General features: G+C 51.2%; 11 protein-coding genes, 2 tRNA genes and 1 rRNA gene. 4 read left to right on the top strand and 10 right to left on the bottom strand.

Annotated features, from left to right (window positions below; genetic code table 11):
• Positions 1-222 precede the first annotated feature (222 nt).
• The gene (gene ppx, locus EDD73_RS05030) at positions 223-1,749 is read left to right on the top strand and encodes an exopolyphosphatase (protein ID WP_131918688.1); all 1,527 of its coding nucleotides are present in this window, start codon (positions 223-225) and stop codon (positions 1,747-1,749) included.
• Here ppx and trmB read toward each other — a convergent pair.
• The 5 genes from trmB to EDD73_RS14800 form a co-directional block, all read right to left on the bottom strand.
• Positions 1,718-2,410 carry a tRNA (guanosine(46)-N7)-methyltransferase TrmB gene (gene trmB / locus EDD73_RS05025; RefSeq protein ID WP_131918687.1) on the bottom strand — a complete coding sequence of 231 codons (693 nt, stop codon included), beginning with the start codon at positions 2,408-2,410 and terminating at the stop codon, positions 1,718-1,720. The genes ppx and trmB overlap by 32 nt on opposite strands.
• Before the next feature lie 25 nt (positions 2,411-2,435).
• A complete protein-coding gene (locus tag EDD73_RS05020) occupies positions 2,436-3,398 on the bottom strand; it encodes an RluA family pseudouridine synthase (RefSeq protein ID WP_131918686.1) in 963 nt (320 codons plus the stop codon).
• Positions 3,399-3,518: 120 nt separating this feature from the next.
• Positions 3,519-6,128, bottom strand: a complete 2,610-nt coding sequence (locus EDD73_RS05015; protein WP_131918685.1) for an RNA degradosome polyphosphate kinase — start codon at positions 6,126-6,128, stop codon at positions 3,519-3,521.
• A gap of 208 nt (positions 6,129-6,336) precedes the next feature.
• Complete coding sequence (glgP, locus tag EDD73_RS05010; RefSeq protein ID WP_264672912.1) at positions 6,337-8,007, bottom strand: alpha-glucan family phosphorylase; 1,671 nt, start codon at positions 8,005-8,007, stop codon at positions 6,337-6,339.
• Positions 8,008-8,193: 186 nt separating this feature from the next.
• Positions 8,194-8,358 (bottom strand): hypothetical protein, encoded by a 165-nt coding sequence (locus EDD73_RS14800; protein ID WP_165876336.1) that lies wholly within the window; start codon positions 8,356-8,358, stop codon positions 8,194-8,196.
• Positions 8,359-8,548: 190 nt separating this feature from the next.
• Between EDD73_RS14800 and EDD73_RS05005 the strand changes: the two genes are divergently transcribed.
• Positions 8,549-9,826, top strand: a complete 1,278-nt coding sequence (locus EDD73_RS05005) for an HD-GYP domain-containing protein (RefSeq protein ID WP_131918684.1) — start codon at positions 8,549-8,551, stop codon at positions 9,824-9,826.
• A 114-nt stretch (positions 9,827-9,940) separates the two neighbouring features.
• On the opposite strand, the gene EDD73_RS05000 is transcribed toward EDD73_RS05005, so the two are convergent.
• Positions 9,941-10,954 (bottom strand): methyl-accepting chemotaxis protein, encoded by a 1,014-nt coding sequence (locus EDD73_RS05000; protein ID WP_131918683.1) that lies wholly within the window; start codon positions 10,952-10,954, stop codon positions 9,941-9,943.
• Positions 10,955-11,116: 162 nt separating this feature from the next.
• Between EDD73_RS05000 and EDD73_RS04995 the strand changes: the two genes are divergently transcribed.
• The gene (locus EDD73_RS04995; protein ID WP_131918682.1) at positions 11,117-12,052 is read left to right on the top strand and encodes an ABC transporter ATP-binding protein; all 936 of its coding nucleotides are present in this window, start codon (positions 11,117-11,119) and stop codon (positions 12,050-12,052) included.
• Positions 12,049-12,804, top strand: coding sequence for an ABC transporter permease (locus EDD73_RS04990; RefSeq protein ID WP_131918681.1), 756 nt, complete (start codon positions 12,049-12,051; stop codon positions 12,802-12,804). The genes EDD73_RS04995 and EDD73_RS04990 overlap by 4 nt, the downstream gene beginning before the upstream one ends.
• Positions 12,805-12,878: 74 nt before the next feature.
• Here the strand turns inward: EDD73_RS04990 and EDD73_RS04985 are convergent, their stop codons facing one another.
• The 4 genes from EDD73_RS04985 to EDD73_RS04970 all read right to left on the bottom strand — a co-directional run.
• Positions 12,879-14,741, bottom strand: a complete 1,863-nt coding sequence (locus tag EDD73_RS04985) for a copper amine oxidase N-terminal domain-containing protein (RefSeq protein WP_165876335.1) — start codon at positions 14,739-14,741, stop codon at positions 12,879-12,881.
• Positions 14,742-14,919: 178 nt separating this feature from the next.
• A tRNA-Leu gene (locus EDD73_RS04980) sits at positions 14,920-15,006 on the bottom strand.
• A gap of 13 nt (positions 15,007-15,019) precedes the next feature.
• Positions 15,020-15,096, bottom strand: a tRNA-Pro gene (locus EDD73_RS04975).
• 250 nt (positions 15,097-15,346) lie between these two features.
• Positions 15,347-15,546, bottom strand: a 23S ribosomal RNA gene (locus tag EDD73_RS04970); the annotation flags it as partial.

Raw genomic sequence — 15,546 nt, 5'->3', positions numbered from 1 at the left:
GCACCTAAATATATCTTTGTCAACAGCAAATTTATTAATTGTTTCCGTTACATTTTTGTTGCGATCAAGCAGAGGTTGTTATTGCACATCGCTCATTTTTTTGTTCTAATTTAGAAAGTATTGTTGTACGACGAACGCATTGTTCTACCTCAGGGGCCCACACAACAGCGCCACAGAGCGCCCGGTCCGGGCCATGGATCAATTGTAAGAGAGGCGATTTCTTTGAAAAATATCGGCATTATCGATTTGGGTTCCAACTCGGTACGCCTGATGATCGTCGGCGTCGCCGACGATGGTTCTTATAAACTACTTGACGAAGCGAAAGAAAGCGTTCGCCTCAGTGAGCACATGGGCGCAGAAGCTACCCTCAAACCGGCAGCCATCGAGCGAACGATCGCCGCGTTACGGCTTTTCCAACATTTATGCCGCGCCTACGGCGTAACCGAAACGATTGCCGTCGCTACAGCCGCCGTGCGCCAGGCAACCAACCAAGGGCAATTCTTGCAGCAAGTGTACGAAGCCACCGGCCTGCGTGTCCGTGTTTTTTCCGGCATGGAAGAAGCGCAAGCCGTCCATATCGGTGTTGCCAATACCCTCGACGCCCCTAACGGCCTGATCGTCGATATCGGTGGCGGCTCCACCGAAATCATTCTCATGCAAGATCGGCAGTTGATTCAAGCCATCAGCCTTCCGTACGGTGCCGTCAACTTAACCGAAACGGTGCTTGAAGGGCATAAACTGTCGGACGAGCAGATCCGTAAGTTGGAGGATTTTTTGCGTTCACAATTTGCCGCCATCCCCTGGCTCACCGGCATCACCGCGCCGGTGTTGATCGGCATCGGCGGTACCATCCGCAACTTATCCAAAATCGACCGCAAACGCAAAAAATACTCGCTGAGCATCATGCATAACTACCGTATGAAATGCAAAGATGCCAGCGAAATCTATCGCCAATTGCGGGGCCAAAACCTCGAACAGCGCAAAAAAACACCCGGCCTCTCCAGAGACCGGGCCGATATTATTGTGGCCGGATCGGCCATTGTTCACATTCTCAGTGAGATGACGCAAGCCAAGGAGATGATCGTCAGCGGCTCAGGCCTTCGCGACGGTCTTTGGTACCAGCATCTCTTGCGCCATCAAGCGGTCCCGTTAGTTGACAATGTCCTGCAGCACAGCGTCAACAACATCTTGCGCTACTACCACATGGAAACAGGTCACAGTTGCCACGTGGCGCACTTAACGCTTTCCATGTTCGATCAACTGCAGCCGCTGCACGGATTAGGCAGCAACGAGCGCAAGGTTCTGGAAGTGGCTTCCCTGCTCCACGATGTCGGTATTCAAGTAAACTATTATGAACACTACAAGCACAGCTTCTACCTGATCGCTAATTCCCGCATCAATGGCTTAACCCATCGCGAGATCATCATGGCCGCCTTTGTAGCCGCTGCGCATACAAAACCGCTGGTCCCTTCACCAACAGCGTACCGCGATATCCTCAGCGAGGAAGATTGGAAAACACTGCGCAAACTTTCGATCATCCTCCGCATTGCCGAATCGCTCGATCGCAGCGAAGCCGCCGTTATCCAGGATCTGCGCTGCCATCAACATGTGGGGGCCGTTCATCTGATCGCCATTACGTCCGTACCGGCGGAATTAGAAGTGTTCGATGCCTGCAAAGTGGCCAGTGACTTCAAAAAAGTATTTGACCACAACCTGATCATCTCGGCTCAGCCGCCGGGGATAAGTTAACGGCGACGCAACGATGAATCGGCATGTTCATACCGACAAAACGGCGCTCATATTCAGTCATGACTTCTGCTTCGTCACTGGTTTTTCGCTCACCATGCCAGTCATAACTTACTTCCGTGAGGGAAAAACCATGGTCCGCCAGTGATGTCAGGGAAAAATCAAAAAGATCACGATTATCGGATTTCAAGTAAATCTCTCCACCGGGACGTAAAAATTGTTTGTAACGCTCCAGAAAACGCGGATGCGTTAAGCGCCGCTTGGCTTGTCGCTTTTTGGGCCACGGGTCGGAGAAATGCAGATAGATACGATCCACTTCGCCCGGTGCGAACAGTTCGGCAATCCGCTCGATGTCGATCCAAAGAAAAGCCAAGTTGGGCATTTCCCCTGCATTTGCTTTTTCAATCGCCTCCAGCAGCACTTCTTCACGAAGTTCCGCACCTAACCAGTTCACATCGGTCGACCTTGTCGCCATCGTCGTGATAAAAGTACCTCGACCGATACCCAGTTCCAGATAAAGCGGTCGCCGTACCGCCAGGGTGCCTGTACGTCGCTGTTCAAAAAATTCATCCCACCGGCCTCGCCAGTGCCCAGGATCAAGCACCAGGTAGTTGGTATGTTGGACAATTTTCTCTTTTGTGCCTGCTATTCTACGTAACCGCATCGTACTGCCTCTTTCTTTGTTGCTATCATTTTGAACGCCACTCAGCGACCCACTCATCAAACCCCTCCGGACCGATTGTCTCCGGCAAGAGTCGTGCCATATCCTCCGGCAACGCGGCCTTGACTTCTACCGGTTGGCCCGTTTCCACATGGGCAAAGTGCACGGACGCAGCATGGAGCGCCTGGCGATCGATTGACTCCGCATAACCGCCATAATCATCATCACCGAAAATCGGCCAACCCTGATAGCGCAAATGCACGCGGATTTGATGGGTTCGTCCCGTTTCCAGACGAAGCGCCAGCAGCGCGCAAGGTTTGTCCGAATTGGGCTCACGAAAAGACTGGATCACGCGGTAATGGGTGATGGCCTCCTCGCCGCCTTCGGCGACACAACGTAGCATGGGGCGATCCGGATCGCGGGCAATCGGCCCGGTGATCGTCCCCGCTTGTTCCGCCGGTGTACCGTGGACAATCGCTAGGTAGGTGCGCTTGATACCACCTTTGCGCAGTTGCCGATCAAGGGCCTGATGGGCAAAGGCGCTTTTCACAAAGACAACCAGGCCCGTCGTATCTTTATCTAGCCGGTGCAGCGGCCGAACCTTGGCTTGAAGGCCGATCTGCTCAAAATAGTAGGCCACGCCATGAGCCAGCGTCGGTCGGAACTTGGCCCGTTGTTCCGGCGGATGCACTTCGATGCCTGGCGGCTTATTGAGCACCAACACATGAGCATCTTCATAGGCAATCTGCAAAGGCATCTCCACCGGTGCTACGGTGCTTTGCTCTTCTTCGGCGATACAAATTGTGATCTGATCGCCGGCTTGTACCTTTTGATTCAAAAACGTTTTTTTGCCGTTAACACGAAAACCGTCACTGCGCGTTAATTTTTGCAGCATTCGTCCCGAAAGCTTCATACCGCCGCGCATCACTGACCGCAGTACCCTTCCGTCCTCTGCTTCTTTAACGACATACGTAAGCCACTCTTTTTGCAATGCTTTCCCTCATTTGCGTACCGTTTTTTCTAGTATAAGGTTCTTTCCAACATAATAAAAGCCTGAGCTCATGATGGGAGCTCAGGCTTTTCGTTTATACCAATCAATGGGTGTAGATCATCAGTTCTCTTGGAGCCGCCATGGCGGTATCTTCGATGTCGCCACCGACTCGTCCGACTCTGCTGCTGCTGACTCGTCCGACTCTGCCGCATCTGACTCCTCCGGCGCTGCCGCATCTGACTCCTCCGGCGCTGCCACATCTGACTCCTCCGGCGCTACCGCTGCTGACTCGTCCGACTCTGCCACATCTGACTCCTCCGGCGCTACCGCTGCTGACTCGTCCGACTCTGCCGCATCTGACTCCTCCGGCGCTGCCGCACCTGACTCCTCCGGCGCTGCCGCATCCGACTCCTCCGGCACTGCCACATCGGACTCCTCCGGCGCTGCCGCATCTGACTCCGCCGGCGCTACCGCACATGGCCCCGCCGGCGCTACCGCACCCGGTGTTTTCAGCGTACACAAATCCTCTTCGGTCGTGCAAGCCGGGCAGATAACCTGCGGGGAGGTCGCCACATCTTCCCATGTCGGCAAGGCATCCCACCGGTCGCCACCGCGCTGAGGCTTGCGCTGCAAGAGCCGCAAAAAACAAACCTGACTTTGCAGGCGCGCTTGCCCTTGCGGCTGAACACGATCATATTTCCCATCAGAACGCAACCGGCGCGCCCGCACATTATCATGGAGCATGACGATCAAAATTCCCTTGATCCGCCGGAGCAAACGCGGTTTTTTGACCGGAAACAACAATTCCACACGGCGATCCAAATTGCGCGTCATCAAGTCAGCACTGGAGAGATACAACTCCTCTTGCCCACCGTTGTGAAAATAGTAGATCCGGTGATGCTCCAAAAAGCGATCGACAATACTGATCACCTTAATATGTTCGCTCACACCCGGTATCCCCGGCCGCAAACAACATATCCCGCGCACGATCAACTCAATATGCACACCAGCCGTCGACGCACGATAGAGCGCTTGGATCATATGCTCATCAGTCAGTGAATTCATCTTGGCGATGATGCGACCCGGCTTTTCCGGCGTCGTCAAACTGATCTCCCGCTCAATCAGATCTAATAGCTTTTTGCGTAACCCCAGCGGCGCCACTTCGATCTCCCGCCAGCTCGAAGGCAGTGAGTAACCCGTGATTTCATTGAAAAAATCCGTCGCATCGGCGCCAAAGCGCTCGTCACAGGTAAACAAACCAAAATCCGTATAAAACCGCGCTGTGGAATCGTTATAATTGCCCGTACCTAAGTGAACATAGCGCCGGATGCGTCCTTTTTCCTGACGCACCACCAAGGTAATCTTGGCGTGAGTCTTCAGCCCGACCAAGCCATACACCACATGGCAACCGGACTGTTCCAGCTTCTTGGCCCAGGCAATATTCCGCTCCTCATCAAAGCGCGCTTTTAACTCCACCAGCACCGTAACCTGCTTGCCCTTCGTCGCCGCATCAGCTAAGGCCGCAATGATCGGCGAATCACCGCTGACCCGATACAGCGTTTGCTTGATCGCCAGCACATGGGGATCATTGGCGGCTTGCGTCACAAAATCGATGACACATTGAAACGATTCATAGGGGTGATGAACCAAGATATCCTTTTGGCTGATCGCCTGGTACAAGTCCTTGGCATCCGCTAGATCCTCCGGCACGGAAGGCACCATCTTACGATGGCGCAAATGTTCAAAGCCGGGAAGATCGGCAATGCGATACATGGCCGTCAAATCCAGCGGCCCCGGCATCAAATAGACGTCTTCTTCACCAAGTTCCAAATCATCTTTCAAGTAATTCTTGAGCCGACTGCTGACACCGGCTTCGATCTCCAAACGAACCGCAGCACCCCATTTGCGTTTTTGCAGTTCTTTTTCGATCGCTTCCAGCAGATCCTCGGCACCTTCTTCATCGACCGCCAAATCAGCATTACGGGTAATCCGGAAGGTAGCCGACTCGATCACCCGGTTCCCGCGAAAAAGCACATCCAAGTTGCTTTTAATGACTTCTTCCAAATAGATGAAAGATACACCACGATTACTGGGTAACCGGATACACCGGGGCAGCAGCACCGGGATCTGCACAAAAGCAAAGACGGTCTTGCGTCCCACCAGCGCTTGATCCGCTTCCAAGAGTACGGCCAAATTCAAGCTTTTATTGGCCAATAAGGGAAAGGGACGGCTTTGATCGACGGCCATCGGTGTCAATACCGGATAGACGGTCTGCTCAAAATACTGTTCCACAAAGGCCTTTTGCTGGCGATTTAACTCATCATAGCCTAAGCAACGAATTCCCTTCGCCCGCAGTTCGGGGACGATGTGCTCCGAAAAATGACCGTATTGCTCCTTCACCAATTCATGGGCACGCAAAGCAATCTGCTTCATTTGCGCCATCGGTGTCAGACCAGCCGGGTCTTTCTTGGTCAGGCCCACTTCAATCTGATCTTGTACACCAGCAACACGAACCATAAAAAATTCATCGAGATTGGAAGAAACGATAGCCATAAATTTCAACCGTTCCAGCAGTGGATTGGTTCCATCCATCGCTTCTTCCAACACCCGCTGATTAAATTCCAGCCAACTTAATTCCCGGTTTGTAAAATATTCATACCTTGCAAAATTCTTGGACACGGTTCCACTTGCTGCATGGATTCCAGCATTGTCTGTTGCCTCAGTGGGCATCCCGATTCACTCCTAATAAGCGAAAACGGGAGCACAATGCACCCGTTTTATCGCTTTTTTTATCGCTCGTACCTGCTCAACAATGTAACGGCTTGAGCCTAGCAGCATCCTTGCGGCTAGTAAATTGTCTACCAGGAGGAGTCTGTGATCACTGGTACATCGTAAGACATCACTGTTATGAAAACATGATCTTTTTGTTATGGCACGGTTACATTACCGTTTGAAGCAAACGGTTTTTACGGTTGTTGACGATCGGTGTATACATCAAATCATAGTACTCACGGCACATGCGATGGGCCGAGAACTGCCAACGCGACATATCAATGCTCAATTGCATCATCTCAACCCAATGCTTGCGGTTTTTCGAGTACGTCGGCAACACTTCCTGCAAAAGGATGCGATAGAGGGAATGCATATCCCATACATCCTGATCTGCCGGCGCCGTGTCTTCACCGGGATGAAAATCCAGCAACCAGCCATTGATGCCATGCTGAACCCCTTCGCCAACCCAGCCGTCTTCCACCGTCAGGTTTAAGACACCGTTCATCGCTGCCTTCATCCCCGAAGTACCGGAGGCTTCCTGCGGCCGCCGTGGATTGTTCAGCCAAACATCGCAACCGCGAACGAGTTTTTTGGCAATCTCCATGTTGTAGTTTTCCAAAAAGACAACGCTGTTGGGATACTTTTTCTGGAATTTAACCAAGTTGGCGATGATCTCTTTACCCATGGTATCAGCCGGATGCGCCTTCGAAGAAAAAATAATTTGAATCTTCCCGGTGGCCAGGTACGGATCGATGATATCCAGATCACGGAAAATCAAGTCACCGCGCTTATAGGAAGCGGCACGGCGGGCAAACCCGAGAAGCAACGACTCCTCACGCAGTTGGACACCCATCGTATCTTTCACATACTGCAAAAGCTGGCGCTTATTATCCATGTGGATCGCCCAGAGATCGCCCCGTGTTTCAAAAGCTTGCTTGATCCGCGGATCTTGCCACGTCCCCGGGTGCACACCGTTGGTAATCGAGAAGATCAACGGCACACCTTCGAGGTGGCCCCACATGCGCTGTACCGTCCGACCGTGCAGCTTCGAAACACCATTGGCCATATAGGCCAGACGCAACCCGGCTACGGTCATGCTGAAAGGATCGCCGCCGAGTTCGCGCATTTGATCATAGGTTAAGCCGTTATAGGCATTCATCTGTTGTAAAATATCATGGCCGTGCACTTCATTGCCGGCAGCTACCGGTGTATGCGTCGTAAAGACGACCGATTGCCGTGTTTCGAGCCAGGCATGCTCAAAAGAATGTCCCTCGGCCATCTTTTCACGGATTAATTCAGTCCCGGCAAACACAGCATGCCCCTCATTGAAATGATAGGCATCTACATCGAGGTTCAATGCACGCAACGCCCGGATACCGCCAATGCCCAGAATAATCTCTGCGGCAATGCGCTCTTCTCGGCCACCGCCATACAACTGTTTGGTCATCCACGCATGAGGGCTGCCAGGGAAGCCGGCATCGAGAAGATACAGCGGCACATTACCGTAGTTTTCACAAAGCCAGACTTTACAGGTCACTTCATCACTGCGAACATGTACCTTGACAGTAATCCCCGTATCTTGAAGATGGGAAAAGTCATAATCCCTGAACGTATCATAAGGTTGGCCATTTTCATCAATATGTTGTTCTGTGTACCCCTGTCTCCAAAGAATACCAATTGCAACCAAAGGGCGACTCAGTTCTTTTGCGGCTTTGATATAGTCACCTGCTAAAATCCCCAACCCACCGGAATAGATTGGCATCTCTGCCGCAAGGCCATATTCCATACAAAAATACGCAACCCGTGATATCCCAGGAATCGTATAACATTCCGCCAACTTTCCTCACCTCTTTTTTTTAATGCTACCCCTATCATACCTGAATATAGGGGGAATTGGCTACGGTTTTCCTTTATGCTATGCAAAGTCTTTGTTAATCTCACCGTCAAAAATAAAAAAAGGGCCGACGTTGTTGCCGACCCGCTGATGCTTCTGTGCAATATGTCTTTGACCGTAGCCAAATGCTTAGGCGATGCCCTCTTCCAGAGGACGTGCTTCCGTATGCTCACAATAAGGGCACAGGTGGGTGCGTTCCATTTCCGCGCGCAGTTCGTCCGTTACCCGGTGACTCGGCACACGATTGCGCACCGTTCCGCATTCCGTACATTCGACGGTTTGCCAATGATTCATGGTTTTCACCCCCTCGAAAAAGACCCAATTAATAGAATACTACATCTGGCCAGCGAGTCAAGAGGCTATCCGGTAAAATTAACAGAAATGCTTCTGCTGATTTTGTTGAATTATGTTAAAATGAGAACAGTTAAAAAAGGATGAATTTCCATATGTGCAATTCCTTCACCAGCATAAAAGGGGTGACATCATGTCCCATTTTATTTCAACCGAAATAACCCATTTCCTCAGCGCCTTGTCTACTGCGTTAGACTTCACGGCCGAGGGGTTAACCCGCCATCATCGACGAGCAACCTACATCGCCGTACAGATCGGCAAGCATTTGGGCTTATCGGATCGGGACATGCTCATTCTTTTCTGCGCCGCCAGTGTCCATGATATCGGCGCGATTACCTTCCAGGATAAGCAACCCTTATCCCAACTGGAAATGGTCACACCGCACCTGCATTGCACCGAAGGTTATCACTTGCTCAAAACGGTACCTGCTTTCGCTTCCATTGCCGAAGTTATCCTGCACCATCATGATTTTTGGCAATCTGATACGGCAGATTACGCCTTAACGCCGACATCGGCATCGGCATCAGCGTCGGCACCGGCATCGGCTTCATTGCCGGATACTTCGTTGCCGTTTCTGGGCCATATTATTCATCTCGCCGATCGCTTCGAAGTCGCTCTCGTCGGTAAACCACTTTTGATCCAGCGTAACTCCATCTTGGAACATATTGATAATTATTTTCATGGTGCCCTCCACCCGGACATTCGTAGTGCGCTCTATGAGGCAGCCAAACCGGAAAACTTCTGGCTCGATCTCTCTTCCATCTTTCTCGAGGAAGCCACCCTGGCTGCCTTGAAGCAAGGGAACACCGTCATCCAATTTGATAATGAAGATCTGCGCGGCGTCGCCCGACTGTTTGGCGAACTGATCGATCGCAAAAGCCGCTTTACCCTGCGCCACTCCCGTCTCGTATCGGCATCAGCAAAACGTCTGGCCGAACTTGCCGGTTGGACACCATCGCAAACAATGAAAATGGAAATCGCCAGCTTGCTTCATGACTTGGGCAAACTAAGCATCCCTGAATCGATCCTGGAAAAACCGGGCGCACTTACCCGTGATGAATACAGCATCATGAAACAACACACCTATTATACCTATCATCTTCTCCACAAGATTCCCGGATTTGCCGATATCGCCGAGTGGGCTGCCTATCACCACGAGCGGGTCGACGGTTCCGGCTACCCCTTTCGTATCCCCGGCGCCAAACTGTGCCAAGGCAGTCGTATTGTGGCCGTTGCTGATATCTTCTCGGCACTAATTGAAGACCGTCCGTACCGTCCCGGAATGCCCAAAGATCGTATTTGCAGTATTCTCCGTGATTCTGTTCATAGTGGAGCCATTGATGCCGATCTGGTGGGCCTGCTTCTTGAGAACTACAGCGATTTTTATGAAATCAAAAACACGCTATCGTAGAAAGATAGCGTGTTTTCCATTAGTAGGCTGCGCTTTGATTTATTGGTACGTTACGCATTGATTTATTGGTATGCTACGCTTTGACAATCAGCGCATCATCGTTTCGCTTTGAACTTAACCGTCTAGCAATTCGCTGACAATGGCCGACCAGCCTTTGCCCTTATAGGAGTTATATCCTCGGGTATGGGCGTATCCAAAAATCTGCATCTTACCAAACTGATCACGCTCGATCGTATAGCCATAAGGCTCCCCGTTCAGCGCCCGTTGCACCGCTTGAAGGTTAGTCAGTTTTTGCTGCAGAATTCCCTCACGATCCCGCGAAGCAATGACGGTGCCTTCTTTGTTAACAATAAACAAATCACTGTGCGTTCCAATCCGGGCCGAGTCAATGATATCATAGATGTATTTCCAGTTAAACCGTGTAGACAGTACACCGATCGCACTGCCGCTGGCATCACGTACCGGCGCAGAATAGGCAACCGTGTGACCGTCAACCGCCCGAGAATAATATAAATCCGTCACCGTCACATCATTATTGCGCAGAGCGTCACGGAACCAGTCGCGGTCAGACAAATTTTCGCCCATGAGGTTGCGGTGCACGCCGGTAGCGATCACACGGCCCTGCGTGTCAAGAAGCATGATTTCATAATAGATCTCATAAATCTCGGCGATTCGCTTCAAAAGCCGGCCCGCTTCATCGACGTTATTCGGCGAAGGCTCGGCCGCACATTGGCGGATCAGATCAAAGGTCGCCCAAGCTTGGACATCGCAATTGCGCTCAAACAAGTTGCGATCAATTTTGTCTATGGTATCATAGGCAACATCAGCCGTACGAACAGCGATCACATCGTTGGCTTTTTTCTTGATATTATTGAGCAGTTCGTTACTTTCTTTCGTCGCGGAAAAACTGCGGTCGGCCAATTTTTTGATCTCACTGGCGACCACACTAAAACCCCGACCGGCCTCGCCGGCCCGCGCCGCTTCGATCGAAGAATTCAACGCCAACAAATTCGTTTGCTTGGTGATGTGATCGATGGTTTTCACAACTTGGCCCATTTGGCTATTCGCTTGTTTCAGTTCGCTGAGTAACAGCGATACATCCATCGTCCCTGATTGCTCGTTGGCCACTTCTGCCACTCTCCTTGTCACCTTTCCTTTTGTGACGCGATACGCTACTTGTTACCATTATGCCATAAAAGCGAGGGACTTTGAATAGCTTCTTCGTTGGCTTGCATAATTGATCATTAATATATATGAAAGATATTTATATACACGAAAGGAGCGATGCTCATGTCTTGCGTTGTTCGTGCGGAACGCCTATCCAAGTCGTACGGATCACTGCGGGCCGTGCGGGATATTTCGTTTGCCATTAACGAAGGCGAATGCTTTGGTTTTCTCGGCCATAACGGTGCCGGCAAAAGTACGACTTTAAAAATGATCTACGGTCTTTCTACGGTTGATCAAGGGGGCCTCTGGCTGTTTGACCAAAAGATTACGCTCACACCACCGTCCCTCAAAGCCCGACTGGGCGTAGTTCCCCAAGAAGATAATCTGGATCCGGACTTAACGGTGCTGGAGAATCTCACTGTCTTTGGCGCACTTTTTGGCTTATCATCGCAGGAAGGCAAGGCCCGTGCCACCGAATATCTGCAGTTTTGGGGCCTTGATGATAAAGTTAACGTATCTCCCGATGAGCTTTCCGGCGGTCTTAAACGGCGCTTGGTCATTGCGCGCGCGTTGATGAACCGCCCTCGCTTGCTGATTCTCGACGAGCCTACGACAGGCCTGGACCCCCAAGCGCGCCATCTGGTATGGCAAAAACTGCGCTTACTTAAAAGTGAAGGGATCAGCCTCGTGCTCACCACGCATTACATGGAGGAAGCCCGGCAACTTTGTGATCGCCTCGTCATCATGGAAGCCGGTCAGATTCTGGCGGAAGGCTCGCCGGAGCAACTGGTGCAGGAACATGTGCTTCCCTATGTCATCGAGGTTCATCTGCCGCAAAGCCAAGTTCCTGCCGCTGTTGTCGATCAAGTGCGCGCCTATGGCGGACAAGTCGAAACCGTGGCCGATAGCTTGTTCTTTTTTGCCCACGACGGCAACGATCTCTGGTCCCGCTTAGAAAGCTGGGGACTCCCACCGAAAGTATGCCACCTACGCTCGGCGCACCTGGAAGATGTCTATTTGAAACTGACCGGTACAACGTCCGAGGAGGAAAAACGATGATCGAACCATGGCGCATATTACGTCGCCACCTGACCATATTTAGCCGGACCTTTTGGACCAACACGATGTTTAACTTTTTTGAGCCTTTTCTTTATCTCACAGCTATGGGCTACGGTCTTGGCGCTTTCGTCCAGGAGATGGAAGGCATCAGTTACATGGAATACATTGCACCGGGCATCGTTGCCTCTTCGGCCATGTTTGCGGCAACCTTTGAATGCACTTATGGCAGTTTTGTCCGCCTTCATTACCAGAAAACCTTTCATGCCATCTTGGCTGGTCCGGTCACAGTACGGGATATTATTATCGCCGAAGCGCTCTTTGGGATGATCAAGTGTGTTGTTTTTGGCGCCGTTATCTTGCTCGTGATTGCCGTCATGGGCCAGGTACGCTCCTCCCTGGCCTTGCTAATCCCGCTGTTTCTGATCCTGCCGGGCCTCTTTTTCTCGCTGATGGCCGTCACGTACACTTGTCTGGCACCGAACATCGACTATTTTAACTACTACATCACTTTGTTTGTGACGCCCCTGTACTTGTTTGGTGGTGTTTTCTTTCCGCTTACGGGCATGCCCGTCTGGGCACAAAAGCTGGCTTGGTTCAATCCGCTTTCACACAGTGTGGAAGTTTGTCGCGCCCTCGCCCTTGGGCAGCCGGCGTGGCCGACGATTGGCGAGCATGTACTGTGGTTTTTTATCGGTTCTGCACTGCTGTTAGCTCCTCCCATTCACCTGATGCGCCGCCGGTTGATTCAGTAAAAAAAGAGGGGCTCTTCGTTTGCACACGAAGGCCCCTTGCTTTTATATGTCTGTCGATTTGACTTTTATGCTGTCTACTTGACTTCGATCTCTTCATAATCAAAGGAAGCACGCCAGTAGGACATAGCCTTACCTTGATTCTCAAAGGCTTTCAGCTTCAATCGGTAGCAACGGCCATCTTTGGCGCGGATGATATAGTAATAATCCGGTGCAATACCGAGAACATAATCTTTCCAGTTGCTCATTTCTTGGGCTGTAATTGCCGCTGTATCAGGCTTCTCTGCAAACTCTTTAATCTGTGCGGCCGTCAACCGGGCAACGCCCGTATATTTGCGGCTGTCGATAAAGTTGAGATCGGCATTCTCGCTGCTTTCCACAACACTTTGCATCGAAAAGATGTATCCTTTATAGATAGTCAGTTCAAAAGAACCGCTCGCGCCGGTAAAGGCCGGGCTCGTGGAAGCGGGCTGAGCAGGATTTTCATCGGATACTGCCGGGGCATTCGCTGCTGTCCCACCTGTGGATGGCGATATGGCGGGAGACGTAGATGGTAATGATGGCGATGACGATGTGGTCGAAGATTGTCCACCGTCAAGATAAAAATAGAAATTGCCAAAAGTCACTTTTTTCGTTGCCGCATCATAAGCGACCGGCTCACCAAGCGCATCGGCGGCCACACGCAGCGGAACATAGGTCAACCCACCTTCAGGGGTTTCTACCTTAAACGGTGCAGCATCGATTTTTCGGGGTTGCCCGTTAAAAGAAACTTCATCTACACCGATAACCAGTTCAATAAAGTTCGTTCCCCGTGAAGCGGTGATTGATTGTTTTTCCTCATTCCACTGCACAGAAGCTCCCAACGCCTCAAACAATACACGCATGGGAACAAAGGTCCGGTCATTGACGATTTTGGGGCCTTGTTTGGACACACCTTTGGCAAAATCAATCAGTCGAGGCGCTGCTGTATCCGGTTTGGCTAATGCAGATGACAGTGTTTGCGCCTTATTGACCAATTTACCATTACGGAATTCGCCTTTTTGTACAGTTCCATTAGCGGCCGTAAAGGTTCCTTGTCCGTTCTCCATACCGTTTTTCCATTCACCGTCATAGCGATCGCCATTCGCCCATTTGTATAGACCCGTTCCATCACGTTTTCCTTGCTTGTAATCGCCGATATATTTGCTGCCATCGGCAAAGGTCATCGATCCTTGTCCGTGCATTTTCCCTTCTTGCCACTCACCGGTGTACTCGGCACCGTCAGGCCAAAGCATGTTACCTGCACCATCGGGTTTGCCGTTTTTCACTTCACCGGTATAAATCGTGCCGTCCAGATCGGTCAATGTCGTTCGTTCCGTGCCGGAAGATTGGATTGCTCCGGAAGATTGAGTTGCTCCGGAAGGCTGAGATGTTGTTGATTGTGCCGTGGTTTGCTGGGGCGTTATTGGTTGCGTCGACTCGGAACTCGATGTCGCAGGTTGGGATGGTGAACTATTCACATTAAAAATACGGAAGGTCATGCGGACAGAGCCATCATCGGTACGCTCAAGCTTATGGACATAGACAGCAAAATAGCCAAGTGACTGGGATTTGAGAAGATAGAGGTGACCTTGTGTGATCTCTTGCGTATCAATAAAAGCCATCGCATAGGGCGAAAGGGCTAGCCGTTGCCCTTCTTCCGGTTCACTTACACTGCCTAAGTCGCTAAAACCGCACCCCGGCGCCGTATCATAAATGGCCCGAAAATAAGATACGCCCATAACTCGAAATACTTCGCCACTTGCATGCATCACATTACGCTTCCCGGCAAGATCCCAATAGCGATTTCCACTGGTGTCGAGGATTCCGACTTGAGAAGAACTAAGTTCAATGGAAGGACTGTCACCGGATGCTACTGCTGCTGAAATCGTTGCGAAAGAAAATAAGCAGTACACCATCATGGTCAGAATGAGCCTCTTACAAACAGCTCTTGAGATCAATTTCATCCCCTCCTTCAATAATCCGTTTTGTGAATAAAATATTATTTGTAAAATCATTATACTTTATGCCAATTTGCTACTCAATATAGGTAAACAAAAAACCCGCGTTATGATTTCATAACACGGGTTACTTTTTTAATGGTGCGGTCGAGAGGACTTGAACCTCCACAGCCTTGCGACTACAAGAACCTGAATCTTGCGCGTCTGCCAATTCCGCCACGACCGCATTTGAAATTCTATGGTCGGAGCGACACGACTTGAACGTGCGGCCTCTACCACCCCAAGGTAGCGCTCTACCAAGCTGAGCTACGCCCCGGTCCGACCTGAAGGGGATCTGCTCTGCTCCCTGAAAACTGCACAGTCATTTTAGTGAGTGATGAATTATTCTGCGGACAATGGATGTTCGCGGCTGTCGGCCATCACGGCCGCCGCGAACTGACCATCAGTAAGGAAGTCCGTCGCCCTCGCCTTCCGGGCGGCGACGAACGACCTCACGTCGTCCTGCGGACGAAAGGAAGTTCGCGGTTGTGGCCATCCAGGCCACCGCGAACGACCTAACATCCTGTTAGGTCAAGACCTCGACTGATTCGTACCCGTCCACTGAACACCTCGCGGTGCGTACATGCCGGGCCGATCGACCAGATCGTCTTTCTGGAGTCTTACCTACTTGTGTAGTGGGAAGTCTCATCTTTGGGTCGGTTTCGCACTTAGATGCTTTCAGTGCTTATCCGCTCCCGACATAGCTACCCAGCACTGCCCTTGGCAG

The sequence above is a fragment of the Heliophilum fasciatum genome, assembly GCF_004341395.1.
GTDB lineage: Bacteria > Bacillota > Desulfitobacteriia > Heliobacteriales > Heliobacteriaceae > Heliophilum > Heliophilum fasciatum.
The sequence above is the reverse complement of the archived record's forward strand: the minus strand, read 5'-3'. Positions and strand labels throughout refer to the sequence as shown.

Excerpts from the sequence above, each read along its gene's own strand:
- trmB (WP_131918687.1), bottom strand. The coding sequence starts at position 2,410 with ATGCGGTTACGTAGAATAGCAGGCACAAAAGAGAAAATTGTCCAACAT.
- EDD73_RS05015 (WP_131918685.1), bottom strand. The coding sequence starts at position 6,128 with ATGCCCACTGAGGCAACAGACAATGCTGGAATCCATGCAGCAAGTGGA.
- EDD73_RS14800 (WP_165876336.1), bottom strand. The coding sequence starts at position 8,358 with ATGAATCATTGGCAAACCGTCGAATGTACGGAATGCGGAACGGTGCGC.
- EDD73_RS05005 (WP_131918684.1), top strand. The coding sequence starts at position 8,549 with ATGTCCCATTTTATTTCAACCGAAATAACCCATTTCCTCAGCGCCTTG.
- EDD73_RS04995 (WP_131918682.1), top strand. The coding sequence starts at position 11,117 with ATGTCTTGCGTTGTTCGTGCGGAACGCCTATCCAAGTCGTACGGATCA.
- EDD73_RS04990 (WP_131918681.1), top strand. The coding sequence starts at position 12,049 with ATGATCGAACCATGGCGCATATTACGTCGCCACCTGACCATATTTAGC.
- EDD73_RS04985 (WP_165876335.1), bottom strand. The coding sequence starts at position 14,741 with ATGATGGTGTACTGCTTATTTTCTTTCGCAACGATTTCAGCAGCAGTA.